Source organism: Capnocytophaga cynodegmi DSM 19736, assembly GCF_000379185.1.
In the GTDB taxonomy this organism is placed as follows: domain Bacteria; phylum Bacteroidota; class Bacteroidia; order Flavobacteriales; family Flavobacteriaceae; genus Capnocytophaga; species Capnocytophaga cynodegmi.
In genome coordinates this window covers 1-26,961 of record NZ_KB900718.1, presented here as the reverse complement: position 1 = coordinate 26,961, position 26,961 = coordinate 1, and the positions used below count along the sequence as shown (strand labels likewise).

Genomic DNA, 26,961 nt, shown 5'->3' with positions numbered 1-26,961 from the left:
GTCAGGCTGAGCGAAGTCGAAGCCCAAAAAAGCACAAGGCTTCGACTTCGCTCAGCCTGACAATCCAAAAAATAAAATATTAGTAGAAATATTTTACTAAAGGTTAGACACAAAATACAAAAACCATACAAATCCTCTCAATAATTCCCCCTTTTAAGGGGGTTAGGGGGATGTAAAAACTCAAAAATCATCATTATAATAAAGGTACTCTATGTCAACATTTAAACTAACGGACGAACTTATTGAGCAAATCGAACTGCTTATCACCGAGAAGCGTAACAAGGAATTGGAGACGCTTTTAAATGATATGCACTATGCGGATATTGCTGAGATTATCCACGAATTGGATATCAAGGACGCTATTTATATTATACGATTGCTCGATACGGAAAAGACATCGGACGTTATCACGGAGTTAGATGAAGATTTTAGGGACAAGATACTCGAAAATATGTCCGCAAAAGAGATTGCGGATGAGTTAATTGAGCTTGATACGGACGATGCGGCGGATATCATCTCGGAACTTCCTGAAAAACGAAAAACAGAGGTAATTTCATACATCGAAGACGTTGAACACGCAAAGGATATCGTCGATTTACTTCGCTATGATGAAGATACTGCAGGGGGATTGATGGCTAAAGAGTTGGTAAGAGTCAATGAAAATTGGAATGTACTTAAATGCGTTAAGGAAATGCGCGAACAAGCCGAGTTTGTAAAGCGAGTACACTCCATTTACGTGGTTGACGATAACGACGTACTTAAAGGAAGGCTCTCACTGAAGGATTTATTAACCACATCGACCCGTTCAAATATCAAAGACATCTATATACCTAAGGTAGATTACGTTTACGTTACCGACACGGCGGAAGATGTAGCCCGAATAATGGCAAAATATGACTTAGAGGCTATTCCTGTAGTCGATGAAATGAAACGATTAGTCGGACGTATCACTATCGATGACGTGGTGGACGTTATCAAGGAAGAAGCAGAGAAAGATTATCAGTTAGCGGCAGGTATCACCCACGATGTAGAGGCTGACGATAGCATTTGGAAGCTCACCAAAGCCCGACTGCCTTGGCTACTTATCGGAATGTTCGGAGGATTAGGGGCAGCAAGTATTATCAATGGATTTCAAGGCGCTATGGAACGGTTTCCGGTGCTTTTAATCTTCATACCGCTCATTCAAGCTACGGCAGGGAATGTTGGTGTACAGTCATCGGCAATTGTATTACAGGGACTTGCTAATGATTCTATTGATGGCGAAATATGGGGTAGGTTATTTAAAGAATTTCTTTTGGGTCTGATAAATGGATTAGCTATTGCCACAGTGGTGATTCTGGTTAGCCATTTTGCCTTCCAGACCAGTTATCTTATCAGCCTGACTGTAGCTGTTGCCTTAGTAACTGTGATAATTAACGCAGCAGTTATCGGAACTTTTATTCCTATCTTCCTACACAAACGAGGGATTGACCCCGCTGTTGCCACAGGTCCGTTTATCACCACAAGTAATGACGTATTAGGTATCCTGATTTACTTTTCCATCGCGAAGATTATTTTAGGTTTTTAAAGAAATGATTATTCCTAAGTATCTAATATTATTTCGATTACTATTAGCTCCAACTATTTTATTATTAGCATACTTTTTAAAAGACGATGCACGAAGTATTATTGTTGTACTATTATTTTTAGGAATCTTATCAGACATTTTCGATGGAACCATTGCCCGAAAATTGAATATTTCTTCAGTAAAATTGAGACGTCTTGACAGCCAAACTGACCTTATTTTCTGGATTTCGGTAGGAATTTCTGCTTTTTGGTTAAATACTGAAATCATTAAACAACATACTACAGAAATTATATGTCTTTTCATAATGGAAGGAATGTGTTATGCCATAAGTTTCTTACGATTTGGAAAAGAAACCTGCACACACGCTTTTTTATCAAAGGTTTGGGGCATTTGTTTGTTGGTAGCATTTGTTTCATTAATCGGATTTTCACACGGAGGTTTTCCTTTGCAATTAGCCATCTATTGGGGACTTTTTTCACAACTTGATGTAATCCTAATTATATTGTTACTCCCCAAATGGCAAAATGACGTACCAAGCACATATCACGCCTACCTAATTCGCAAGGGAATAGCTTTCAAAAAAAGTAAATGGTTAAATGATAATTAACATTCTTTTTTCTTTATTTCTTTTCCTTTGTGCTTTCAGTTTAAATTGCTACTTTTGCCGATTGAAAATCAAAACAACTACATAATAAAATGGCTAAGACTAAATATATTTTCGTAACAGGAGGTGTATCGTCTTCCTTAGGAAAAGGAATCATTGCGGCATCACTTGCCAAATTATTACAAGCAAGAGGCTATCGTGTTACGATTCAGAAGTTTGACCCATATATCAACGTTGATCCTGGAACACTTAATCCGTATGAACACGGAGAATGCTTCGTTACTGAAGACGGAGCCGAAACTGACCTTGATTTAGGGCATTACGAACGCTTTTTAAACGTACATACCTCACAGGCAAATAACGTAACCACTGGTCGTATTTATCAGAGTGTAATAGAAAAAGAACGAAGAGGCGAATTTTTAGGGAAAACTGTGCAAGTGGTACCTCATATCACCAATGAAATCAAGCAACGTATGCAGATTTTAGGACAAACAGGTGATTATGATATCGTTATCACAGAAATTGGAGGAACAGTAGGTGATATCGAATCACTTCCTTATATCGAATCTGTTAGGCAATTGCTCTGGGATTTAGGCGAAAATAACGGAATTGTAGTCCACCTAACTTTAGTTCCGTTTTTAGCAGCTGCAGGTGAGCTTAAAACAAAACCTACCCAGCATAGTGTCAAAACACTAATGGAAAGTGGAATTAAGGCCGACATATTAGTTTGCCGTACTGAACACGAACTATCAGATGATTTGCGTTATAAATTAGCTTTGTTCTGCAACGTAAAACGAGAAGCTGTAATTCAGTCTATTGATGCCTCAACAATTTATGACGTTCCAAATATGATGCTCTTGGAAGGTTTGGATAAAGTTACTTTAAAAAAATTAGCTCTACCTGATAAAAAAGAACCTGATTTAACTCAGTGGAATGCATTTTTGCAACGCCATAAAAATCCCAAAAACAGGATTAAAATCGGATTGGTTGGAAAATATGTTGAATTACAAGATTCATATAAATCCATTTTGGAAGCTTTCATTCACGCAGGAGCCGAAAATGAAGTTAAAGTAGAGGTGGAAAGTATCCATTCGGAACATCTTGATAGCGAAAATATAAAGGAAAAATTGGGTCACTTAGATGGTGTTCTCGTGGCTCCTGGTTTTGGAAGTCGGGGCATTGAAGGTAAAATTGAGGCTATTCGTTTTGTTCGTGAAAACAAAATTCCTTTTTTAGGAATCTGCTTGGGAATGCAAATGGCTGTAATAGAGTTTGCCAGAAATAAAGCCAACTTATTGAATGCCAACTCAACAGAAATGGATATCAACACGGAATACCCAGTTATCAACTTAATGGAAAGTCAAAAAGAGGTAACAAATAAGGGAGGTACAATGCGATTGGGTGCTTGGGATTGCAAATTATTAAAAAACAGTAATATATATGAGGCTTATGGAAAAGAAAATATTTCAGAACGCCATCGTCATCGTTATGAATTTAACAATGAATTCAAAGACACTCTTGAAAAAGCAGGGCTGCGTTGTACGGGAGTTAACCCTGAAACAAATTTAGTAGAAGTCATTGAAATTCAAGATCATCCTTGGTTTGTAGGTGTGCAATATCATCCAGAATATAAAAGTACAGTAGCTAATCCTCACCCACTTTTTGTGGCTTTTGTGAAAGCAGCTTTGAAATACAAACTAAACAAAAAATAAAAATTTAATAAAAGTAAATGGAAGAAAAAAAAATAGACTTTAAGACCATTTTAGGATTTGTCCTTATCTTCATATTGGTTATGTGGATGATGTATAACAGTCGTCCTACAGAACAAGAAATAGCTGAACAAAAAGCTGATAGAGAACGTATTGAAGCTGAAAAAGCAAAGCAAAATAACAGCTCACAAGCTCAAAATACAACCACTTACACTTCTATTCCTACCGATTCAGTAGCTCTGGCGAATTACAAATCGTCATTGGGTGTGTTTGCTTATTCAGCCTCGCTCCCTTCAGCAAAAGACGAGGTTACTACAATTGAAAATAAAGATATTAAGCTAACTATCAGCAATAAGGGTGGAGAAATCCAAGAAGTTTTCTTGAAAGAGTTTAAAACCTATGACAAAGAAAACTTGTATTTAATTCAGGATAAAAACGCTTCACTTTCATTGAATTTTACTACCTCACAAAATTTGAACCTGAACACGAAAGATTTGTACTTTGAGCCTTCGTTTTCTGAAAATAATGGAGTGAAAGTACTTTCAATGAAATTAAAAACTTCTGAAAATCAATATTTAGAATATGTTTACACTCTTCCAAGTGAAGGATATATGGTTGATTTTCTGATACGTTCACAAGGTTTTTCAAATATAATTAATTCATCAAAAGCCACTACTTTGGATTGGAGTTTGAAAGCTCGAAGAATGGAAAAAAGTGTAACTTATGAAAATCGTTACACACAACTAACAATCCAGTATGAAGATGACAAAATTGAGCGTATGAGTGAAGGAGGAGACGATGTTGGAGAGGAGAAAAACATACATTGGGTAGCTTTCAAGCAACACTTATTTTCTTCTATTTTGATTTCTGACAAGCCTTTTGAAAATGGGAAATTTACATCTAAAAATTTAGTGAATGATGAAGGAGTAGATGTTAAATTCACAAAGGATTACACGGCTCAAATTCCAATTTCGTTACAGGGAGGAGAAATCAATGAATCATTACACTTTTACTTCGGACCAAGTGATTATCAAATCCTTGAAAAATATGAACAATACAATCTAACTGATTTGATTCCACTTGGTTGGGGAATTTTTGGTTGGCTCAATAAATGGTTATTTATTCCTTTATTTGGCTTCTTATCAAACTATTTTTCAATTGGGTTGTGTATTATTTTGATGACTATCATCGTTCGTTTACTACTTTCTCCAATGGTTTATAAATCATATATTTCACAAGCAAAAATGAAAGTTTTGCGTCCTGAAATTAATGAGATTAATGAGAAATACACAGAACCAATGAAACGCCAACAAGAAACGATGGATTTGTATCGAAAAGCAGGTGTAAACCCATTAAGTGGTTGTATTCCAGCACTCTTACAACTTCCTGTTTTCTTGGCTCTTTTCAACTTTTTCCCAACAGAATTCGGACTACGCCAAAAAGCATTTCTTTGGGCTGACGACCTTTCTTCATACGATGCCGTATTGGAACTTCCTTTTAGTATTCCTTTCTATGGAAGTCACGTTAGTTTGTTCCCTTTCTTAGCTTCAGTTGCTATTCTGATTTACTCACTGATGACAATGTCTCAAAGTATGCAACAACAGCAACCAGGAATGCCTAATATGAAATTTTTGATTTATCTATCGCCAATAATGATGTTATTTTTCTTTAACAATTATGCTAGTGGACTGAGTTTATACTATTTTATATCAAACTTACTTACTATTTTCATAATGTTAGCTATCAAATATTGGATTATTGATGAAAAGAAAATTCACGCACAGATTGAGGAAAACAAGAAAAAACCAAAAAAGGAAAGTAACTTCCAACGTAAAATGCGTGAAATGATGGAACAAGCTGAAGCACAGCGAAAAGCTCAACAAAAAAAATAGATATAATATAAAAAAGGCAATTCGTTTTTGAATTGCCTTTTTTATTTCCAAAAAGGGTCAATCGTTTTTGAAATCAATGTATTTTCTACAAGAAAATGATTTAACTCATCATTTATATACAAGTTATCAGCTTCATATAACAACACATCCGATTGAGCGGCTAATGCGTACAATTGTTCCGTTATTGTACTTATGTAAGACGAAATAGGAACCTTATAAGAATATCCCATTTCTTTCATATTTTCAGAATAAAAAGCACGAATTTCTCTTATTTTTTCTATTTTATCAAACATATTTTCATCAAAAAATAGTAAAAATCTAACTTTTGAAAGTATTTCCCTTGAAATTTGTTTAAAAAAACTTCGTAAAATTGAATATTCTGAATCACACAAGAGATAAATATAATTTATTTGATTAATATTATCAATTATTTGAGCTAAATTAGAAACTTCTCGAATAATTATTGATTTTTTATCAACATTTTTAGCACTTAGTAGATTTTCTATATCATTGAACAATATTTCAGAACATTTTTGACCCTCAGAATCTAAATTTTCACTCCATATATGTATCCTTTCATATTTAGGTGATTGCAATAAATTTCCTATTGCGTGGTATCCTCTCAAATAAGGAGGAAATCCCGCTATATGTTCCATTTCTAAAACTTCTAATTCTGAACCTTTTAAACTTATATTCTCAATTTTTGAAATTACTTTTTCAATTGTCTTTTCTCTATGTTCTCCCATAATCGTTTTGCTATCAAGGGTTCCACTAACGTTTTTTCTGTTTTTTGCTTTACAAACGGATACAACTCCCATTCTTCTTTTGATGCAAAAAACTGATTTTTAAAATTTATATTCTGTAATTTTTCTTCAAATAAGATTTGTTCTTCTTGAGCTTTTTCTTTTATTTTTCTTTGCAAAGTATGATTTTTCACTTGTTCCAGCAATCCTCCTGACTTTTCAATACTTTGAAACAATACAAGTGATTTTTTAGCAATCTCATAAGAAATTGCCTCAAAGCTATATATTCCATTTAAAAAAGAAGCTTTTCGATTTTGGATAATTTTCTGCATTTGCTTTAAATTATTTAAATCAATTTCAATGGTATTTTTTTTATAGATTGTTGGATTTTTAGGAATTACAAAATCTGCTCCGCCTAAAATAGCACTTTCATATGCAAGTGAAATATAATCTTCATTATATTTTGATTTCAAAATTGACAAACCTCTGCTGGAAGGTTCGGTGATAAAAAAAACTTTTATATCGTGACCAAATGTTTCAAAAACACTTTCCGCCACCTGCCTAAAAGCTCTTATTTTTGAGGTTTCAAACATAAAATTATTTCCTACCGCAACTTTGAAATATAACTTTAATTCATTGATAATATTACATTTATCTATAATTTTAAAATATTCCATAGCTTGAGAGACTCCATAAGCAATCTGTTGTATTATTCCTGCACCTGCGTTTTGGTATAATGTCGTATCTACAAAAATCACAGGATTTTGGCTAGAAATACTATTTTTAACAATCTCTAAATCAGAAATTTGATTATTAACCCATTTTCCTTTCTTAAGAAATTCATTAATACAATCGTTGCAAATAGATATTCTCTGACTACCATTTTTTATCAAACTACTTAATTTTTGAACGAGAGACGGATTTAAGTAATGAGTATCAATAAAATAAACTCCATTTTCTGGTAATTGTGATAAAAATTCTTCCCAATTAATTTCTGAATAATGCAGTGTTATGAAAAAGTGTTGAATATTTTGGGATAACCAAAAATCAATTCGCTGAAGGGTATGTTGTACATTTGAGCAATAAAGTGAAATCATTCCTTTTGCTTCTGTATTGACTTCGTAGGTAATTTTTCTATTTTCAGAGGAATAGAACGGAAGCACAGAAATTCCTTCGTGTGACTTATACAATAAATTATTATAGTCAGTTCCTTGTAGCTCAAACTGAATTTGCTGCTTCCATTGCTTAATGGTTGTTTTGGGAGTTTCTTCAGAATACATTTCCATCATAAAAAAATAAGATTCCAAAATTATGAAAATTATTTCACTTTTGGAATCTTAACAGAGATGATTAGCACTCAAATTACAAAATCTGAGTTTGAGAAAAAATAATGTCCTATCTCCCGATAGGTTTAATTAAAGAACGTATATCATTTATGTTTATAATGAAATACATATCCATATAGTCTTTATTATTGTATTTTTCAATATTTTTATTGAACGTATTAACATTAATATCAGTTGCTTGCATAAAAGAATAGTCTGTTCCTACCATTGTGGTTTCCAAAAGAAAAGGTCTTTTTTTATTAGGATTAGCATAATATCCTAAATAGACGTGTCCTGGCTGAAAAACCATAAATGCTTCTATTCCTACTTTTCGCAAAGCACTACAAAGAAAAACTGTTCCGTCAGCACAGTTAGCCTGTGTATTATTCATTACTTCATCTGCAAAACGAATGTACTGACTTACCACATTAGGATTTGACGAACTATTACTTGTATCAGTTATACTGCTATATTTCACACCCTTAGAACGTAATGTCAGGAACATCGCACGTACTTGATTTATAACATTCACTGCAATTACATTCGAATTTTCTCCTTGATAACCAGTAAAAGCTTTTAGATCAGTTGTATTAAGAACATCTTTTAAGAAAACATCAATCACTGGGCTATCTTCGTTTACATAAGCTCCCATAAAATGGAACAACGGATATACTTTTCCCTGTAACTTAGCCACCAGTACACATTCATTGATAGATGTATAACGCACCTTTATATCCTTACTTCCGAGCTTATCACCTGCTGTATTTCTACAAAAAAAAGTAAAATCAGCATACCCAGATTGTTTCATTTGCTTTAGAGCATCATATTTCCATTTTATTTTTGGAGAAAAACTATTACGCCCTGTTGTAACTTCTTTAGTTATTTCTGTTTTATAATTTAAAGCAGTTTCTTCAATCACAATTTCAATAACTCCATTTTCTTCCGCTTCAAAATCAATATAGAAAAAATCAATTGCTTGATTTGTTTGTCGTTCCACCTCTGCCAATCCAAAAATAGCCGATGTGTAGATGGTATTTGCCAAATCTGTCTGAAATTGCATATTGAATGTACCTTTAACAGAAGAACCTTCTTTTCCCTCTTTTGAACAACTTACCAATAATATGCTCAAAAAGAACAAAACTATTTTCTTCATAGCACCTGTTTTTTGATTGAAGTTTAGCTCGTACGATAACAAAATATTATTGAAAAAATACCGCAACAATACTTTGCATTTTCATCTTTCATTGAAACAAAAGCAAAACTTCTCATCAATCAAAATATCTATATAAAAACAGATACCTTTAATAACTTAGTACGTGTGCTTTCCTTTTCAATGACTTGTAGTTAGTCCCATCTATAAACAATTTTTCATCACAAAAATATGTACAATATACATCGTAATCAATCCCTATTTCTGGGTATTTTACAAGTTAATATTAGTTAATTTTTATGTATTTTTTAACAATATCTTATCTCCTCCAAACCAAATGCCCATCACAAGGAATACCTCTATTTCCGCTTCTGGTTAGCGAGATGGCTCCGCTGTTTTTATCATCAAGATTATAGAGCTTCCCATCGGCAGGAATTACAGATATATAGCCAAACTTTCCGCCTACTGCTCCTACCCACGAGCCATCAGGATAATCGTGGTCACTCCACGCCATACCGCGAGAACCCCGAGCCGTAAAAGCGATATACTTTCCGTCAGGGGAGAACGTAGGAAAACCTTCGCCATCCCAACTTGCCCAGTCGCGGGTGATACTGGTTGTGATTTGTTGGCGATTGCTACCATCGATGTTACAAAGCCATAAATGCTTGTCCTTACAATATACAAACTTCGTTCCTTGCGGATTTACTCTATACGAACCGCCTCCATCGGAAGAACATACCTTTTGATAGGTTTTATATCCGTTATCAGGACTCATTTTGTAAACCCAATTACCTACCTGTACGTATAACGTATTATCCAATGTCCAAACGGGTTTTCCCCAGTCGTTATATCCTGCACCATCAGGGTTGCAACGCCCCACTTCGTTATCTTTGTGTGCATCGATGATAATCGTAGGCATATCCGAATATCCCTGTCCTTGTAGTGCAATATACTTCTCATTGGGAGAAATAAAGGCTTTGAGGGGGCGTACATCTCCCCATTCGTATTCAAAATCGTGGATATTCTTACCGTCGGTTCTTACTTCTTGTTGTGTTACAGGGTCGTTAATACTTCTATAAACGATGCGTTTGTGATTAAACCCTTGTACATCAAGAGTAAAAAGTACTTTTGAAGTATCCCACGACACATCGTAAGTTTCTAATACATTGGTTAAGCTCACTTTTGCTACTTTTTCCGTATATTTATTATCCGTTAGATTATATACAGACACCTCGTCGGTAAACTGAATGAATAAATTTCCGCTAAGATTATGTGCTCCTGCACTTGATTCGCCTTCTTTGGAACAAGACGACAAGAAAGCCAATAACATTATTCTAAATAATAAAATCATTTTTTTCATATTTATATATTAAAGTTACTTTCTAAAAGATACTATTACGTAATATTTTTGTTTGCAATATGATACCTCAGATTGTCCGTTTTTATCAAAGATAAGCGAACTCAAAGTCTTTTTCTACCTCCAAATCATATTACTGAAATAACCTGCTACAGAATAGCCATAATTATCTTTAATCATTACGGCTCCGCTAGTAGGGTCTTTCAAATCGTAGAGTTTGTTGTTATCAGGAATGATAAATACATATCCATACGCTCCACCAACTACAGTAACGTGAGGCAAACGTGGTTGCAAAGGGTCATAATCTGTCCACATCCGACCGATTGTAGGTGAACCTACAAAGGCGATATACTTCCCATCGGGTGAAAATACAGGCTGATACTCTCCGTCGACTTTAGAACTTCCTGATGGCGGACTGGTGGTAATCTGTTGCAATCCACTTCCGTCAATGTTTTGTATCCACAAATGATTTTTGTATCGGAAAGCAACTCGTGTTCCCTGCGGATTTACAGCCACATAACTCGCTCCATTACCATTATTGATGTTCAAAACCTGTTCTGTTTGTATTCCATAATCTTCTTTCCAGCGATACAACACCCCTCTGATAGCAAAAAATAGCTCATTGTTAAGCGTCCAAACTGGTGTAGATTGGTAATCTAAATCCGCTTTAGAGGTATAAAACTCAGCCAGAAGTTTTCCTGTTCGTGTGTCTAACAGAAGTACTCCTCTGTCTTCCCAATAGTTGCCATCTACGGCAATGTATCTTTTATTGGGAGAAACCCGTATTGGAGCTTCTCGGTAAAATTCTCCTTCGGAACTAGTGCCATTATATTGATATTTGAAACCAAAAATATTTCCCTCAGAAGGTATTCCATTGGGGTCGGAAATCGTACTGTACCACGTATAGTTTCCGTCAAAAGGTCGCATTATGAACGTTTGTTTGTCTTGATAGGAGTCAAAAGTACGGCTTGTACCTATCGACAATGCTATTTCCTTGCTTCCGTAGGAGAAATCATAACCTGTAACTCCTGGTCCTCTGTCCGTTTTGGTTACTTTAAAGAGCTTTCCTGTTTTAAAATCGTACGAACGGATGCCATCAGTAGCAAATTCGATGTATAATGTTCCGGGCAAATTATTTAATGACGATGCCCCACCTCCTCCATTGTCCTCTTTAGAACAAGAACTATACACCAATGTACATAAAAGACTTGTAAATATTATTAATATCTTTTTCATATCTATCAATTTTTATAGTTAAACTTTTTTACTTCTTCTGTTAGGCTGAGCGAAATCAAAGTCTTTTTCTTACTTACCAATTCGCTCAGATTGACAAATTAAATGGTTTTACTGCTTAAATTTCTTGTTACTTGGTTCTTGAAAACTTGTTTCTTCCTTTCTCTTCAAGGTCTCCAAACTAAATGGCCATCGCAAGGAATACCTGCAGCACCTTCAGGATTCTTCAAATAGATGGCTCCATTATTCTTCTCATCAAGATTTCGTAATTTTCCATCTGCAGGAATAATGCACAAATACCCGAAACGACTGCCTGTTACGTTTATATCCAAATCAGCATCTGTCCACCCTGCTCCTGTAGTTCCAGTTGTAGTAAAAACAATATGTTTGCCATCGGGTGAAAATGCCGGACGAGCATCTCCCTTGTAGTTTTTCTTTCTGGAAATATCATAAGTAGTAATTTGTCGCATATCGCTTCCGTCTGAATTGCACATCCATAAGAAATAATCTTTACGAAAAACAAACTTTGAACCATCAGGACTTACTGCCAAATAACTTCCGCCTTTAATATTGGAAATGATTTGCTGAGCATCAGCATATTCTCCATCGGGGGTACACTTCCAAACGCTATTACCAATACGGAAATACAACACGTTTTGAGTGTCCCATATGGGTTTTTCGTGATAATCCAACGCTTCCTTAGGGTCTGTCCACTCGCGTACTATTCTACCTTTGGCATTAACAATAACGATTGGCATCTTTGCCCAACGCTGTGGCTCAAGTGCAAAATATTGTTCGTTGGGAGCGATGATAGGCTGTGTATCTCCAATTTTGTCCCACTCGATGGTTACATTAAACAGATTTCTGTCATCATCAACTTTTGCCATCTTCTCTCCCATATCACGGAGTACAAAACGCTGTACATCTGAATCCCAAGTTTCTGATGCAATCATATATTTCTTTCCGTCCCACGACACATCAAATCCTTTTTTAGTAGAACTTGAACCTATCAGAAATACTGATTTATTATAGTTTCCGTTAGAAAGCGTGTATTTACCTACTTTACCTGCAAATTGCCAATGTATCGTTCCTGAAAGATGACTTGCCGAAGTATTTCCTCCTCCCCCATCATCTTTACTGCACGAAGCCATTAACAGACTGAATATGTAGAATAACATCACATACATCTTTTTCATATTATTTTTACCTTTAAATTTATTTTTTACGATTTTGAAGTTCTTGTTATCTGATTATCAAAATCTTTCACTTTCTCTTATCGAACTGATTGAAGTCGAAGCTCCCTCTCATCACTCATAGACTTCGCTAAGAGTGGTGAATCAAATAATTTTAACTTTAAATTCTTGATTTTTTACTTGTTCCTCGTCTATTCTTTTTGGAAATAAGTGTATCCATCTACCACGATGGTAGCGTCATCTCCTTTTGTAGAAGGTCTACCGTAGAAGAAACTATGTGTAGAAGTCGTACCGTTACTGTATCGGAGAGTTAAATTTCCGTTAGAAATGGTGTACGTTCCGACATACTTTTGTCCTGAATAGCTACCACTTCCTATGCCGCTTCCCGAGGTTTGAGTGAAGGCACTTTTATCATTTGAGAACTTACCATTGCCATCAAAATACAGATAGCCACTCACCCCTGAAGCTGAAAAATTACCTGCAGCATCGAGCACTGCAATATTTTGGAACTTGTAGCCACTGGGCGGAATCTGATTGACAAATTCTACTTTGAACATAAAATAGGCTCCATCAGCTAACATATAGCTGTAGTTATCCATATATTCATAGTACGATTTCTCACCCGATTTACTCGTAGTGGTAAGTTTATTACCTTGAATGGTATAATTTCCGTCAACTCGGGTTTTCCAATCACTCTTACGAAGTCCTTCAGTGTATGTTCCGTCATTTCGAAGGTAAATAGCAAGGTCATATCTGCTTGAACCGATAAACCAAATACCTGCATAAACGCCCGTTCCAGGTTTGGTGGTGTTAGTTCCACCATTATTATTCGTTGAAAAATTTTCTTCTCGTTTAAAAACCATATCAAAAGCCCCAGCCCCTGTTCCATAAGTAAACTGCAAAGTAGTGTTATTATCACTGAATTGTATTGGAAACTCTATTTCTTGCCCGTTTTGAGAGATGAAATATTTTCCGTTACGTTTTGTCCAAGTTCCCGATTCGATAGAACTATCGCAATCCGTAGAATTTTGCGACTTCAAAGCAGAAAAAAATAATTCAAAGTTTGTTGCCCCTACGGTAAGCTTAGAATTTTTAAAACACGGCAAATCAGGTCTTGTAACATCAACCACCTGTCCGTTTTGAACGATGGCTTTAAGATTCCAAACACCTTGAAAAGGTTCACTTGCTTCGCTTTCTTTCCCACACGAAGCAAAGCAAACCATAACCAAAAGTAATTTAATTTTGCGATTAAGTCTTTTTAAGTTTTTCATTGTTTGTAATTTTTAAGTTCTTTTTCTAATTTCAAAAAACGATTTGTTTTTAACCTCAACATCAGCACTTTCACAGCGTGATTCAACATAAATGAGGCAGTTCATCAAGTAATTTTCTTTTGTTATCTTTTTTATAATACAAAATTAGTAATCGGGAATTTGTATGTCAATCCCCTTTTTTAGGTATTTTTTACACTAATTTACTTTTTTTCTTCTATTTCTATTTTTTATTACTATATTTATGCCGTAAAAAATCATCAATAACTTTGTTTAAGTATTTCAAAATACTAATTTTAGCTGTAGTCACTCTGAGTTTTTCAATGTTGAAAGCACAAAGGGTGGAAAAGTTACGTCAAGCAGTAAATGAAGCCTCATCTAACAGGGAAAAGTTCTATATACTAATGGAACTTGCGAATATTTTATCGGAAACTGACACTACACAAGCCCTCAAAACACTTCGGGAGGAAGCATTCCAATTAGCAGAAGGAGAACCTTATTTGGAAGGAATTTACTACTTCAATAAAGCAGGAATTTACTTTGATTATGACCGTCAAAAAAGTCAAAAACTTTACCAAAAAGCCAATGATTATTTAAAATGGTACACTACGGAAGAGGCTTATCGGTATCGTGCAAGGCTGTGGCACAATTACGGAGTTTTAGAGCAATACAACGACCGAGAATACAATCTTTTGAATATTACGTTGGAATATTGCATTCCTTTTGCTGAAAAATCTGGTGATTCTGACCTTCTGATGGGATATTTTACAGATGTCGGTATGATTTTGGGCAACAATAAGGAATATGACAGGGCTTTGGAATACTATCAGAAATCTTTGGATCAGGCTCAAAAAGAAGACAAAGAAAATGAGGCTCTTCTGTGGACTTACTTGAATATGTTCGATGTATATTTGGAAAAGAAAGATAAAGAATATATGTCTGATTTATACAATAAAACCGTATCGCTCTGGAGGCAATATCCCAAAAGTAAACTTACCGGATTTGTTTATCTAAATGAAGCTCGTTATTTAGCTGCTATCGGAAAAACAGAGGAAGCTCTTGAAAGTATAGATATAGGACTTAAATTTACTTCAAAAAATAATATTCCGTGGGATCAAAATTCTTTAGAATATGAAAAAGTTCGCATCCTTAAAGTCCTAAACCGATTTAATGAAGCAAAACAAATAACACAAAAACTCCTAAAAACTTCCATTAATAAAACCATCAAAAAAAATCAAATACGATTAATTTATGACCTTGCTAATCTGGAGGCCAGACTTGGCAATCACAATAATGCTTACGATTTGATGATAAGACACGACATTCTGAAAGACAGCCTAATGGAAGAAAACAGAAAAAAAATGTTTGCCGATATGGAAATGCAATATCGTACTGCTGAAAAGGAAAAAGCCATCATACAACTGGAAAACAAAAACAAATTAAATCAAATTCTGCTTTATGGAGGAATTTCTCTTTTCGGAATTATAACAGCTTGGGCTTTATATGCTTGGAATGTGAATCGCAAACGTACTAAAAAAGATTTCTTATTACGCAAACAACAGCAAGAAATTGAAATTACACACGCTCTGATGGAAGGCGAACAGCAGGAACGTAATCGATTGGCACGTGAGTTACACGACGGATTGGGCGGACGCATCACAGGAATAAAAATGAATGTGGAAATATTGTCTCAAAATTATGAGAAAAAAGAAGAATTACAAAAAATTGTAAAACAATTAGATATCGCAATTGTTGAGCTGAGAAACACTGCCCACAATTTAGACCCTTCAGCTCTGCAAAAGTATGGTTTACAAACTGCTATATCCGATTTTTGCCAATCCTTACAAAATGAAAAACATAATATTAAAATTTACACAAACGGGCTTTCAGATCTACAAGACAAAAAATGGCAATTATCCGTTTACCGAATTGTACAAGAATTGTTAACAAATGCCGTAAAACACTCCCAAGCCTCTGAAATACAACTACAAGCCACCTTTAAGGACAACCTTCTTCTTATAGAAGTCGAGGACAACGGAAAAGGTTTCGACCCCAAAAGTATTTCAAGAAATATGGGACTCAACAATATCGAAGCTCGTGTAAATTATCTTGGAGGAAAGATGGAAATTTACTCGGAAGAAGGAATTGGAACCACCATAAATATCGAATGTAAAATATAAATAATTATGATACGAATTATTATATGCGACGACCACCCTATAATTAATGAAGGATTGCAGAGCTTTATCACTACACATCCGCTAATGGAAGTTGTAGCTACAGCATCAAATATCAAACAACTTGATGAGGTTTTGAAAAATGTTATCACTGATGTTCTATTGCTTGACATTAATCTTCCTGACGGAAAAGCTTCCGAAATATGCTTTAACATCAAGCAGAACTATCCCAATGTAAAAATTTTGGGACTTAGTAACATTGATGACCCTTTCGTTATTCAACAGATGATAAATGACGGAGCTTCAGGTTATTTGCTTAAAAGTAGTCCAATGGCTGAAATTGAAGAAGCTATACTTCAAATTTACGATGGAAATAGTTATTTAAGTAAACAGATTATTAATCTTTTAATGCCTTCTGAAAGCAATTCCGAAGAAATTCCCATTATCACACGACGAGAAAGAGAGGTATTAAAATATCTTTCCGAAGGGCTTTCTTCTGCACAGATAGCTGACAAAATGAATATCAGCCCATTAACAGTAGATTCACATCGTAAAAACTTGATGCAAAAATTCAATGTAAATAAAACGGTAAATCTACTACAAAAAGCAAAAGGACTCGTTTAATCATTCATAAGAATTTGAACAATCAGTATTATTGTCCTGTGCGTATGGCTTCAACAGGGTCTAATCTTGCTGCACTCAACGCAGGAATAATTCCTGAAACTAAGCCAACTACAAATGAAACTCCAAGCCCTATAATGATGTTTTTCAAAGAGAGTATAAACTCAAATTCTTCTATGATTTGTGAAGCAATCGAAGTTCCGAGCCATACAAAGAGCAAACCTAAAAGTCCACCAATCAAGGCCAAAAGTATAGCTTCAAACAAAAACTGAAACAATATAAAATGCTTTTTTGCCCCCAATGATTTCTGTATCCCGATAAGATTTGTTCTTTCCCGAACGCTGACAAACATTATGTTAGCAATCCCAAAGCCTCCCACCAAAATCGAAAATCCACCAATAATCCACCCAACTAAATTCATCATACCTATAGTTTGGTCAATCATATCTGTAAAGGTGGACATTTTATTAATGAAAAAGTTATTAATCTCTTCAGTCTTTAAGCCTCTGTATCTTCTAAAACGCTGTACAAGAACATCTTCAAATTCTTGCATATTAACTCCTTTTTTAGGTTTTATGGCAATTCCGCTGGGAACTCCTTGTGTTCCTGTATTCATAAAACTTCGTACAAATGTTGATAATATAAATACCTTATCATCACTTTCCGACATTGGTCCATATTTTTTAAGAACGCCAATTACCTTCATTTTCTTCCCAAAATAACGCACCTCTTTACCTAAAGGATATTCATCTTCAAAAAGTTGTTTAGCAATCTGATGTCCTAAAACGATAACTGGTGTTCCCACATTTGATTCAGACTCACTCATCAAGCGTCCGTATTCAACTTTAATATCTTCAATATCAACAATCTCTGAAGTAGCAGCACTTGCAGGAACATTTTCGATGGTTTTTCCTTCGTATTTTATAGAAGAACTTACTCCAAAAATCACATAAGATATAGCTTCCACATTGGGAATTTCTTTTTTCAAAAACTCATACTCTTGATATGTAACCTGTGGAAAATTAAGCCGTTGCCAACGAGGAACATCGGTAGGACCAAACGAAAACTTTGATACGTACATAGAATTTTTGTCCAACCCTGACAGATTTTCTTGTATATTTCTGTTTAGAGAATCAACTGCTGACAACACTGAAATAATCGAAAAAATTCCTACTGTAACACCCAAAAGTGATAAAAATGTACGAAGTTTATTATCTCGTAACGACTTCAGTGCGAAGTTGAAACTCTCTTTTAACAATTGCAGATATATAAACATAATTTTAATCAATAGGTTTTATTATCCGTCAAAAAACTTTATTTTTGTAGCCAAATATAAGATATTTTTCTAATGAAACTCACAAAACAAGCCAAATCTGCTTTAATTTCTGTTTTTGATAAAACAGGATTGGAACCTATTATTCATAAAATGAATAGCTTAGGAATTACTATCTACTCAACAGGAGGGACTGAATCTTTCATCAAAAACTTAGGAGTCGATGTTATTCCTGTGGAAACTGTTACCGAGTATCCTTCCATTTTTGGTGGACGAGTAAAAACCTTACACCCCAAAATTTTTGGAGGAATTTTGAACAGACAAGACAACGACAGCGATGTTTCAGAAATGATACAATATGCTATTCCTCAGTTAGATATCGTAATTGTGGACTTGTATCCGTTTGAGAAAACTGTAGCAAGTGGTGCCATCGAGAGCGATATCATTGAAAAGATTGATATTGGAGGAATTTCCTTAATACGTGCCGCAGCCAAAAACTTCAAAGACGTTTTATGTGTTTCTTCTGTAGAGCAATATCCTGATTTACTTGATATTCTAGTCAATTCTCAAGGGAAGACCACTTTAGAACAACGCAAAAATTTTGCGGCTAAAGCATTTCAAGTTTCTTCTCACTATGATACAGCTATTTTCAATTATTTCAACCAAACGGAAGAAATAACTACATTAAAAATCAGTGAAAATAAAGGTCAGGTACTCCGATATGGGGAAAATCCGCACCAAAAAGGATATTTCTATGGAAATTTCGACAATTTATTTGAAAAATTACACGGAAAAGAACTTTCGTATAACAACTTATTAGATGTTGATGCTGCTATAAATCTTATTTCGGAGTTTAAGCACGACGACCCTACATTTGCTATTCTAAAACACAACAACGCTTGTGGAGTGGCTACACGAAAAAATATTCAGGAAGCGTATGCGGCGGCTTTGGCAGGAGACCCTGTTTCTGCCTTTGGTGGAATTTTGGTATCAAACACAAAAATCGATTCAGCTACAGCCAGAGACATCAATTCCTTATTTTTTGAAGTAATTATCGCTCCAACATATAGTGATGAGGCTTTGGAAATACTAAAAGAAAAGAAAAATCGTATCATTTTAATTCAAAAGAACATTAATTTGCCTGAGACCTCAATTCGAAGCTGTTTGAATGGTTATTTGGTTCAAGATAAAGATTTAAAAACAGATACTGCAGAAGACATTAAGTACGTTACAAACCAAAAACCAAATGAAGAAGCTCTTGAGGACTTATTTTTTGCTTCAAAAATTTGTAAACATACCAAATCAAACACAATTGTTTTAGCCAAAAACAAGCAACTTTTAGCAAGTGGAACTGGGCAAACAAGCCGTGTTGACGCTTTGCGACAAGCTATTGAAAAGGCTCAATCTTTTGAATTTGACCTAAGTAATGCTGTTATGGCAAGTGACGCCTTCTTCCCTTTTCCTGACTGTGTAGAAATAGCAGATAAAGTAGGAATTACATCAGTTATTCAACCCGGTGGTTCTATCAAAGACCAATTGACGATTGATTATTGTAACGAGCATAATATGGCTATGGTAGTTACAGGAACACGACATTTCAAGCATTAATTTTTTCACAAAATACATAAAAAAGCCCGACTGAAATCGGGCTTTTTTATTTCTATAAATATACTTTTATTTTTTCTTTCCTTGACTCATTTTGGCTGCTAAGATAACCGCATTACGTGCATTTACCATAGTTCCTGCAGAAGACAATTCCGAAAAATCTACTTTCTTTCTATCTTCAGTTTCTCCCACATACACCTGAAGTTTAGGAGTAACCCCTGATTGCATAATCACTTTTTTCACCTGTGAAGCAGTCAAATTTGGAAAATAAGAACGAATTAATGCAGCCAAACCTGCCACTTCAGGAGAAGCCATTGATGTTCCTTGCAAAAATTTATAACTATTACCTGGTGCAGTAGCCCAAATTTTTACTCCTGGAGCAAATACATCTACATTTCTTTTTCCATAGTTTGAAAACGAAGCAATCAACTTGTCATTAAATTCATAGTTCAAAGCTCCTACAGTAAGGAAGTTATCTGAAATTTCTTTCAATTCCACCTCGTCATTTGGATATGTTTGCTCTACGTCAATATCTTTACTATCGTTCCCCGCTGCGTTCACAATCAACACATCTTTTGATGCTGCATATTTGATAGCTTCATAAACTTTATCCTTATGAGGAGAAAATCCTTTTCCGAAACTTGTGTTAATTACTTTTGCTCCGTTATCAACCGCATAACGAATTGCTAAAGCTATATCCTTATCGTACTCATCACCATCAGGAACAGCTCTTACAGCCATAATAGCAACGTTATCAGCAACTCCGTCCATTCCCACATTATTTGCACGTTGAGCACTAATAATACCAGCCACGTGAGTACCGTGTAGCGACCCCTCCAAATCAGGACCTATCACATTATTATTTCCGTATCCTATCTTACTGAAGTCATTCTCATCATCTTTAAGAATATCCTTACGAGGACTAAATTCTAGATTCAAATAATAATTTAATTTTGTTGAATAATGGTTAAGAGCTCCTTTTAACTCCTCTTTGATAGCTTCAGAATCTCCCACACGTTCAAGGAGTTGTTGCATAAACTCAACATACTGAGCTAACATATTATCAGTAGTTTGAATTTTAGCCACATCATCAGATGTGTATTTATCTTTCTTAAGCTCCTTTTTCAAAATATCGTCCGCGGACAACACCATTTGATTGAGTTGTTCAAAGTATTCTTTTTCTGCGAAAGCTTCCTCATATTGTTTTTCATATTCAGTTTTAGCTCTCTGATAATCAGGATTGCCTTTATCTCCCGATTTATAAATACGAGTAAGCTCCATATTTTCTTGGTTAATGTCCCCCAAGAAATTCCAGCCGTGAATATCATCTACATAACCATTTTTATCATCATCAATGTTATTGTTAGGAATTTCATTAGGATTCACCCAAATAACATTCTTCAAATCTTCGTGATTGATATCAACCCCTGAATCAATTACCCCTACAACAACTTTATTACTTGTTTTAATGCCTTTCAACAACTCATAAGCTCCTGATAATCCAATACCTGGAAAAGAAGTAAGATCTTTATGAGGCCAAACTTTCAATTGATCATCAGAAATTTTTTCTGTTTGTTTTGGCAACATATCTGGCACTACATCTGGACTTGCTGATGCAATTTTTGATAAAGGACTGGCACACCCTACCAATATCGCTCCTGAAAATGCTAATAAAAATGGTTTTCTAATATTCATTTGTAATATATTTATACGATTTAATCTAAAAAACAACTGGTGCAAAGGTAAACAAATTTAAATAAAGCACAAAAGAACAACACGTTTTTATTCCTGTCTTTTACAAAAATGGCACAACTATTGATTGTACTACAACGATGAGATTTCTATAATTACTTAAATTAACTGATTATGAAACGATTATTATTTTTTGGCTTTATTATTATATTATTTTTGAATAGCTGTTCTGTTCCTGATGAATATGATAATGATAGACTTACATTGTATGATTTTTTACATTCCTATGATTTGTGGTTTGTAAATGTTGATGCTACACGTGGCAGTGAACGAATTCTTTTTTTACAGAAAGCCTTTACCATAACTTTTGATAGAAATACTATACTGGCTAACAACAACTTAGTAGGAATTGGAAGCATCGGAAGGGGTTACGGACGTGTAATAGGAAACTTCTTTACTACTGATATGCACCTAACATTTCACCACGATAGAGATGGTTCTTATCGTTTTAAAATTGTACAAGTTTCCCAAAATCAAATTGATTTATACGACGTAGACTCGAATTCGGTTTACAGATTAGAAGGCTATTACAAACGTGACTTCAACTACGATCGATTGTTCTTTGAAAATATGCGTTATTTTTTGCAAGAATACAACTTCTGGGAGAAAACATATACCAGCCGAGAAGGTGCAGCAAACCCATTTGATAATGAGAATTTCATTAAGTTCTACAGCCTAAACGGAGATTACTTTTTTGAAACTTCAGAACACCCAAATCATATAACACCACTTTTCAGAGGATTATACAACATTGAAAACATACGAAATACAAACAATGTAAAAATATTAAATCTGAATTACAGAAATGAGACAGAAAGTTTTGAAATTCGCATTTTGAACGATTCTGAAATTGAGCTTTATCACATAAATTCGCGAACAACGTATCGTTTTCGAGGAGTACAAAATATCGTTTACAAAAAATTAAAAGAGTAAAATAAAAAGGGAATCGTTTAGAACGATTCCCTTTTTAAATTATAAATTTTCCGCTATTCTAAACTTATAATTATGAATTCACTTCTTCGGTTGGATTGATGTTCTTCAGGTGTACATTTCACTCCATTAGAGCAATGGTTCGTAAGTTGTGTTTCTCCGTAACCTTTTCCTGTTATTCTACTAGCATCAATGCCATTATCAATAATCCATTTCACGGTTGATTTTGCTCTCCTATCAGACAAAGCCAAGTTATAACTATCTGAACCTCTACTATCTGTATGCGAACGAACATCTATTTTCATATTTGGATATTCTTTCATAACCTCCAAGATTTTTGCCAACTGCACTGACGCATCATAGCGAATATTTGATTTATCAAAATCAAAATAGATATTTTCTATCTTGAATACTTTGGCTAGATCATCTCCTTCTGTTACTTTTATAACTCGTGGTTTTAGCAGAATTTCATAATGAATTTCTTTTCCTTTGCCTTTCATTTCCACTTTCACCTCAGCTGTTTCATATCCTTCTTTTTCTCCTTTCAGATAGAAATGCGAATCTTGACAATTTATAAATTCTTCTCCAAAGGCAAATCCTCCTGCTGGGTCACTGGCTTCTGTTTTTAACAAATCCATTTTTTTACCAGACAAAGAAACTGTGGCTCCTGAAATAATTTCCATAGTTTCCGAATTTTTAACCACTCCTTTCAGAACCTTGTTACAAGTGAAATTCAAAGGAATACGCTCATAAAATCCGTAAATATCGTCTTTTCCTTTTCCTCCTGTACGATTAGAAGTTAGAAAACCTACTTTTGATTCTTTATCTATCACAAAACAAAAATCATCATCTACGCTATTTCCAGGTTCACCAATGTTTATAACCCTTGAAGTAGTTCCATTATCATATAATTTCGTGGCAAAGATATCTAACCCTCCCAATCCTGGGTAACCATCTGAGGAATAATATAATACATTATCTTTTGAAATAAAAGGAAAAGATTCTCTTCCGCTTGTATTAATAATATTCCCAAGATTTTCAGGCTTCCCGTAACCATTCTCTAATATTTCTACTCGAAATATATCAGAACTACCCAAAGTTCCTGGCATATCAGACGCAAAATACAAATATTTTTCATCTGGGCTCAATGCCGGATGAGCTACACTATAAGTATTGCTATTAAATGGCATCTCAACAATATTTCCCCAATTTCCTCTATCATCTTTAGTAGCTCGTAATATTTTAAGTAGGATGGTATTTTCTGAATCCATTCTTACTTTTTTATTCACATAATTATTTCTGGTGAAATAAACTGTTTTACCATCTTTTGTAAATACAGCTGTGGATTCATTGAATTTTGTGTTGATTTTTGATGAAAAAAGTGTCTTTTTTGATAAACTAATACTATCACGGTTTGCCTCATACAAATCATAGAAACTCTCTCCTGTCCATTTTGAGACAGGTTTAATCAAACTTGTATTACTCGCCGCGAAAATTACTTTATCACCATAAAAAGCGGTTCCATATTCAGAATGTTCTGTGTTTACTCCTGTTTGAAGTAGCTCTAATCGATTGGAATTTTCCTTTATTTCCTCTCTATAATCTTTGTGTTCCTCAAACAATATGGCACGTGTATCATCTGCTCCAGTAATTTCTACAAACTTACTCATCATTTGGTCTGACTCGGCATATTTCCCCAATGATTTCAACGACAATGCGTACCTGTAATAATATTCTGGCTGTACCTTATATTCCTTGTTTTCGAAAAGTTTCTCATACCAAGTAGAAGCCTTGTCATACTCAGCATTAAAATAATATGAATTCCCAAGCCTTTCGAGTAACTCTTGGTTTACAAACCCTTTTTTTGCAATATTTTCATAGATTTTGATTGCATCTATATAAGCGTAATTTTTGTACATCTCGTTGGCTTTTTGCATTTGTTTTTCTTGTGAAAAAACCAACAAAACATTGCTAAACAACGCTATTGCAAGTATGTACATTTTGTAATTTCTCATTTTCATTTCTTTAATGATAAAATTAAGATTGATAAAACAATTTTCTTAGAAGAACCTTGGAGAAACTACCTTTCTGTGAGCTTTCACTAGTTCGTAACGCAAGAAAATTTCGTGTGAACCTGAATTATATCTTGATAATTCTGTAGTCTCAAAATCATATCCATAACCAATAAACCATCGGTCATTTATCTGGAAACCTGCCATCGCACTTACTGCTGCTGACCATCTCCAAGCTGCACCCAAAACAAACTTTTCATTAAACATAAAGTTTGCTGAAACATCTAACTGAAACGGAGCTCCATAGGAAACTTTACTAAGTACTGCAGGTTTGAACTTGGTATTTTCTGTTAAATCGAACACATATCCACCTATCAAGTAATAATGTTGAGAATTTTTCAAAACAGATACTTCTCTATTTTGGTCATTTCTTCTGAAAACTTCCGTTTCCAAAAGATTTGGAACAGAGAAACCTAAGTAATACTTATCTGAATACCAGAAAAGTCCAGCCCCAACATTAGGTCTGAAAATACTATTATCGCCAGTAAAGCTATAATCTTGACCATCGTATAAATGCAATTTATTAACATCTAATTGGAAAAATCCAGCAGAACCTTTCAAACCAAAAGCTAATTTTGAATTTTCAAAATTCAACGTATATGAAAAATCCACCAAAAATGTATTATCTTGCTGAGGACCAATTGACTCGTGAAATAATGAAACCCCCAATCCCACATTTTTATCTCTAATAGGTGTGTGATAACTCAATGTTGCTGTTTTTGGAGCACCTTCCAACCCTACCCATTGGGTTCTGTACAAGCCGAAAAAGCTACCCACATCTCTCGAACCTGCATATCCTGGGTTAAACATAATTGTGTTGTACATATACTGTGTGTATTGTGATTCTTGCTGAGCAAAAACACCTGTACATAGTAGTAACATTAACATTAAAAAAGCATTACTTTTCCTCATTGTATAATATATTTATATGTTTATTGTCTTATATGTCATCTATTTCAATAATTTTCGAAAAACCCGAGTGATTTAAAAACACTCGAGCTTTTCGATATATTTATCTAATTTTTAATGTACAACCAACTTCCTTTTCTCTTCGTCTGATTGTTTTTATCTACGTATTCTATTATGTAATAATATGTTCCTTGTGGTAATTTCTCAGGAGCCTCTATAGTTACACGTCCGTTAGATAATCCTCTGAAGACTTTTGTAGTATTGTTATATCCCTGAGCTTCAAACACCTTAACACCCCAACGATTGTAAATTCTTACGGTATTATTCGGATATCCTTCAATACCCTTAATATAGAATATATCATTTGAACCATCATCGTTGGTAGAAATTGCATTATAAGGTATTATATCTCCTCCTGCTACTACCTCTATTGTAACTGTAGCATTTGAACAATTACCAGCTGCATCACAAAGTTCATACACAAAAGTATCTGTACCAACAAAACCTGGATTCGGAGTATAGGTAATTGTATCATCAGAAGGGTCGTTTGGTGTACCCCCATCGTTCACTTGTACGCTACCTCTTGATGGATCACCCACAACTGAAACTCTTCCTGTTGTTGGAACATTTTGGTCGTTTTCCAAAATATTTACCGCTACAGGAGTATTTATTTCTGTAGTTGCAGAATCATCACTTGCCTTCGGAACATCTAAAACGACTACTGTTACATTCGCTTGATTGCTACAATTTGTTGGATTTGCTTTTTCACAAATTGTATAGGTCAATGTGTACGTACCTACTGGCGTATTTGGTAGTACCACGACCATTCCATTAGCGGCATCAATGTATATATTCGTATTTGGTGTAGTAGGATTTGAAATAGTAACCGTTCCTAAAGTTGCTGTCACTCCTTCAAATGTATCATTTACCAACACAGATGTACTTACGGTTCCCCCAATGGTTGTATATATTGGGTACATTGTATAGTCATCATCATTTGCCACAATTGGTGATGCTGTTACTAATACCGTAACCGTGGTTGTTTCACAATTTGTTGGATTTAATTTCTCACAAATTGTGTAGGTCAAAGTGTACGTTCCTGCTGGTGTATTTGGTGCTATTGTAATTGTTCCATCTATATTTGGTGTAAATCCATTCGGAGGAGTAGCTCCCCAAGTGAGCGTAACATCAGAAGGATTTAATGGAGTTCCGTTCAATTTGTCATTGGTTAGAACACTTGATGTGTTTCCTCCATCAGTTCCACGAATTGGTGTTCCACTAAAGTCATCTGGAACAGCTTCCAAATCTGTTAGACTTACCACAACTGTTGCTGTTGCTGTATCACAATTCGTTGGATTTAATTTCTCACAAATACGATACACTATGGTATAAGTTCCTGCTGGTGTATTTGCTGGTATGTTAACTTCACCTGTATTTGTGTCCAAAGTAGGTACATTTGGATTGCCATTAATTTGTGAGGCGGATGTGACCACAGAAATATCAACATTTGCAGTTGTTGCTGCAACACTACCTAGAGTGTCTGTACCACTTCCATTATCAGAAAGTACATTACCTGCTTTT

Annotated in this window: 20 protein-coding genes; 8 read left to right on the top strand and 12 right to left on the bottom strand. The window is 34.7% G+C overall.

Annotation, left to right across the window (positions count from 1 at the left end):
- Nucleotides 1-211 precede the first annotated feature (211 nt).
- From mgtE to yidC, 4 genes are all read left to right on the top strand, one after another.
- A complete protein-coding gene (gene mgtE / locus YW9_RS0106800; RefSeq protein WP_018279443.1) occupies nucleotides 212-1,567 on the top strand; it encodes a magnesium transporter in 1,356 nt (451 codons plus the stop codon).
- Nucleotides 1,568-1,571: 4 nt separating this feature from the next.
- Nucleotides 1,572-2,174, top strand: coding sequence for a CDP-alcohol phosphatidyltransferase family protein (locus tag YW9_RS0106795; RefSeq protein ID WP_018279442.1), 603 nt, complete (start codon nucleotides 1,572-1,574; stop codon nucleotides 2,172-2,174).
- A gap of 89 nt (nucleotides 2,175-2,263) precedes the next feature.
- Nucleotides 2,264-3,883: a CTP synthase gene (locus tag YW9_RS0106790; RefSeq protein WP_018279441.1), complete on the top strand. Its 1,620-nt coding sequence runs from the start codon at nucleotides 2,264-2,266 to the stop codon at nucleotides 3,881-3,883.
- A gap of 17 nt (nucleotides 3,884-3,900) precedes the next feature.
- On the top strand, nucleotides 3,901-5,772 hold the full coding sequence (gene yidC / locus YW9_RS0106785) for a membrane protein insertase YidC (protein ID WP_026193878.1): 1,872 nt from the start codon (nucleotides 3,901-3,903) through the stop codon (nucleotides 5,770-5,772).
- A 41-nt stretch (nucleotides 5,773-5,813) separates the two neighbouring features.
- Here yidC and YW9_RS0106780 read toward each other — a convergent pair whose 3' ends face one another.
- From YW9_RS0106780 to YW9_RS0106750, 7 genes are all read right to left on the bottom strand, one after another.
- On the bottom strand, nucleotides 5,814-6,518 hold the full coding sequence (locus tag YW9_RS0106780; protein WP_018279439.1) for a hypothetical protein: 705 nt from the start codon (nucleotides 6,516-6,518) through the stop codon (nucleotides 5,814-5,816).
- Complete coding sequence (locus YW9_RS13065) at nucleotides 6,482-7,804, bottom strand: methylmalonyl-CoA mutase family protein (protein WP_018279438.1); 1,323 nt, start codon at nucleotides 7,802-7,804, stop codon at nucleotides 6,482-6,484. Before YW9_RS13065 ends, YW9_RS0106780 begins: the two co-directional genes overlap by 37 nt.
- Nucleotides 7,805-7,910: 106 nt before the next feature.
- Nucleotides 7,911-8,993, bottom strand: a complete 1,083-nt coding sequence (locus tag YW9_RS0106770; RefSeq protein WP_155848739.1) for a hypothetical protein — start codon at nucleotides 8,991-8,993, stop codon at nucleotides 7,911-7,913.
- Between the two features lie 316 nt (nucleotides 8,994-9,309).
- Nucleotides 9,310-10,341, bottom strand: coding sequence for a TolB family protein (locus YW9_RS13060; protein ID WP_167933618.1), 1,032 nt, complete (start codon nucleotides 10,339-10,341; stop codon nucleotides 9,310-9,312).
- Nucleotides 10,342-10,464: 123 nt separating this feature from the next.
- Nucleotides 10,465-11,583 carry a WD40 repeat domain-containing protein gene (locus YW9_RS0106760; RefSeq protein ID WP_026193877.1) on the bottom strand — a complete coding sequence of 373 codons (1,119 nt, stop codon included), beginning with the start codon at nucleotides 11,581-11,583 and terminating at the stop codon, nucleotides 10,465-10,467.
- Nucleotides 11,584-11,747: 164 nt separating this feature from the next.
- Nucleotides 11,748-12,776 carry a TolB family protein gene (locus YW9_RS0106755; protein ID WP_081615894.1) on the bottom strand — a complete coding sequence of 343 codons (1,029 nt, stop codon included), beginning with the start codon at nucleotides 12,774-12,776 and terminating at the stop codon, nucleotides 11,748-11,750.
- Nucleotides 12,777-12,964: 188 nt separating this feature from the next.
- On the bottom strand, nucleotides 12,965-14,044 hold the full coding sequence (locus tag YW9_RS0106750) for a lipocalin family protein (RefSeq protein WP_018279433.1): 1,080 nt from the start codon (nucleotides 14,042-14,044) through the stop codon (nucleotides 12,965-12,967).
- A gap of 338 nt (nucleotides 14,045-14,382) precedes the next feature.
- Here YW9_RS0106750 and YW9_RS0106740 point away from each other — a divergent pair, with 338 nt between their 5' ends.
- Complete coding sequence (locus YW9_RS0106740; protein ID WP_167933615.1) at nucleotides 14,383-16,221, top strand: sensor histidine kinase; 1,839 nt, start codon at nucleotides 14,383-14,385, stop codon at nucleotides 16,219-16,221.
- Nucleotides 16,222-16,227: 6 nt separating this feature from the next.
- On the top strand, nucleotides 16,228-16,842 hold the full coding sequence (locus YW9_RS0106735; protein WP_026193876.1) for a response regulator transcription factor: 615 nt from the start codon (nucleotides 16,228-16,230) through the stop codon (nucleotides 16,840-16,842).
- 28 nt (nucleotides 16,843-16,870) lie between these two features.
- Here YW9_RS0106735 and YW9_RS0106730 read toward each other — a convergent pair whose 3' ends face one another.
- Entirely contained in the window at nucleotides 16,871-18,115 is a 1,245-nt protein-coding gene (locus tag YW9_RS0106730; RefSeq protein WP_018279429.1) for an ABC transporter permease, read from the bottom strand.
- A 72-nt stretch (nucleotides 18,116-18,187) separates the two neighbouring features.
- Here YW9_RS0106730 and purH point away from each other — a divergent pair, with 72 nt between their 5' ends.
- A complete protein-coding gene (gene purH, locus YW9_RS0106725) occupies nucleotides 18,188-19,720 on the top strand; it encodes a bifunctional phosphoribosylaminoimidazolecarboxamide formyltransferase/IMP cyclohydrolase (RefSeq protein ID WP_018279428.1) in 1,533 nt (510 codons plus the stop codon).
- A 66-nt stretch (nucleotides 19,721-19,786) separates the two neighbouring features.
- Here purH and YW9_RS0106720 read toward each other — a convergent pair whose 3' ends face one another.
- A complete protein-coding gene (locus YW9_RS0106720) occupies nucleotides 19,787-21,412 on the bottom strand; it encodes a S8 family peptidase (RefSeq protein WP_018279427.1) in 1,626 nt (541 codons plus the stop codon).
- A 171-nt stretch (nucleotides 21,413-21,583) separates the two neighbouring features.
- On the opposite strand from YW9_RS0106720, the gene YW9_RS12620 reads away from it, so the two are divergent.
- Nucleotides 21,584-22,402, top strand: a complete 819-nt coding sequence (locus tag YW9_RS12620) for a hypothetical protein (protein WP_018279426.1) — start codon at nucleotides 21,584-21,586, stop codon at nucleotides 22,400-22,402.
- A gap of 53 nt (nucleotides 22,403-22,455) precedes the next feature.
- On the opposite strand, the gene YW9_RS0106710 is transcribed toward YW9_RS12620, so the two are convergent.
- The 3 genes from YW9_RS0106710 to YW9_RS0106700 form a co-directional block, all read right to left on the bottom strand.
- Nucleotides 22,456-24,420 carry an OmpA family protein gene (locus YW9_RS0106710; protein ID WP_018279425.1) on the bottom strand — a complete coding sequence of 655 codons (1,965 nt, stop codon included), beginning with the start codon at nucleotides 24,418-24,420 and terminating at the stop codon, nucleotides 22,456-22,458.
- 39 nt (nucleotides 24,421-24,459) lie between these two features.
- Nucleotides 24,460-25,383: a PorP/SprF family type IX secretion system membrane protein gene (locus YW9_RS0106705; protein ID WP_026193873.1), complete on the bottom strand. Its 924-nt coding sequence runs from the start codon at nucleotides 25,381-25,383 to the stop codon at nucleotides 24,460-24,462.
- A 104-nt stretch (nucleotides 25,384-25,487) separates the two neighbouring features.
- Nucleotides 25,488-26,961, bottom strand: a 1,474-nt coding sequence (locus YW9_RS0106700) for a T9SS type B sorting domain-containing protein (RefSeq protein ID WP_018279423.1), incomplete at its 5' end; no start/stop codon positions are given.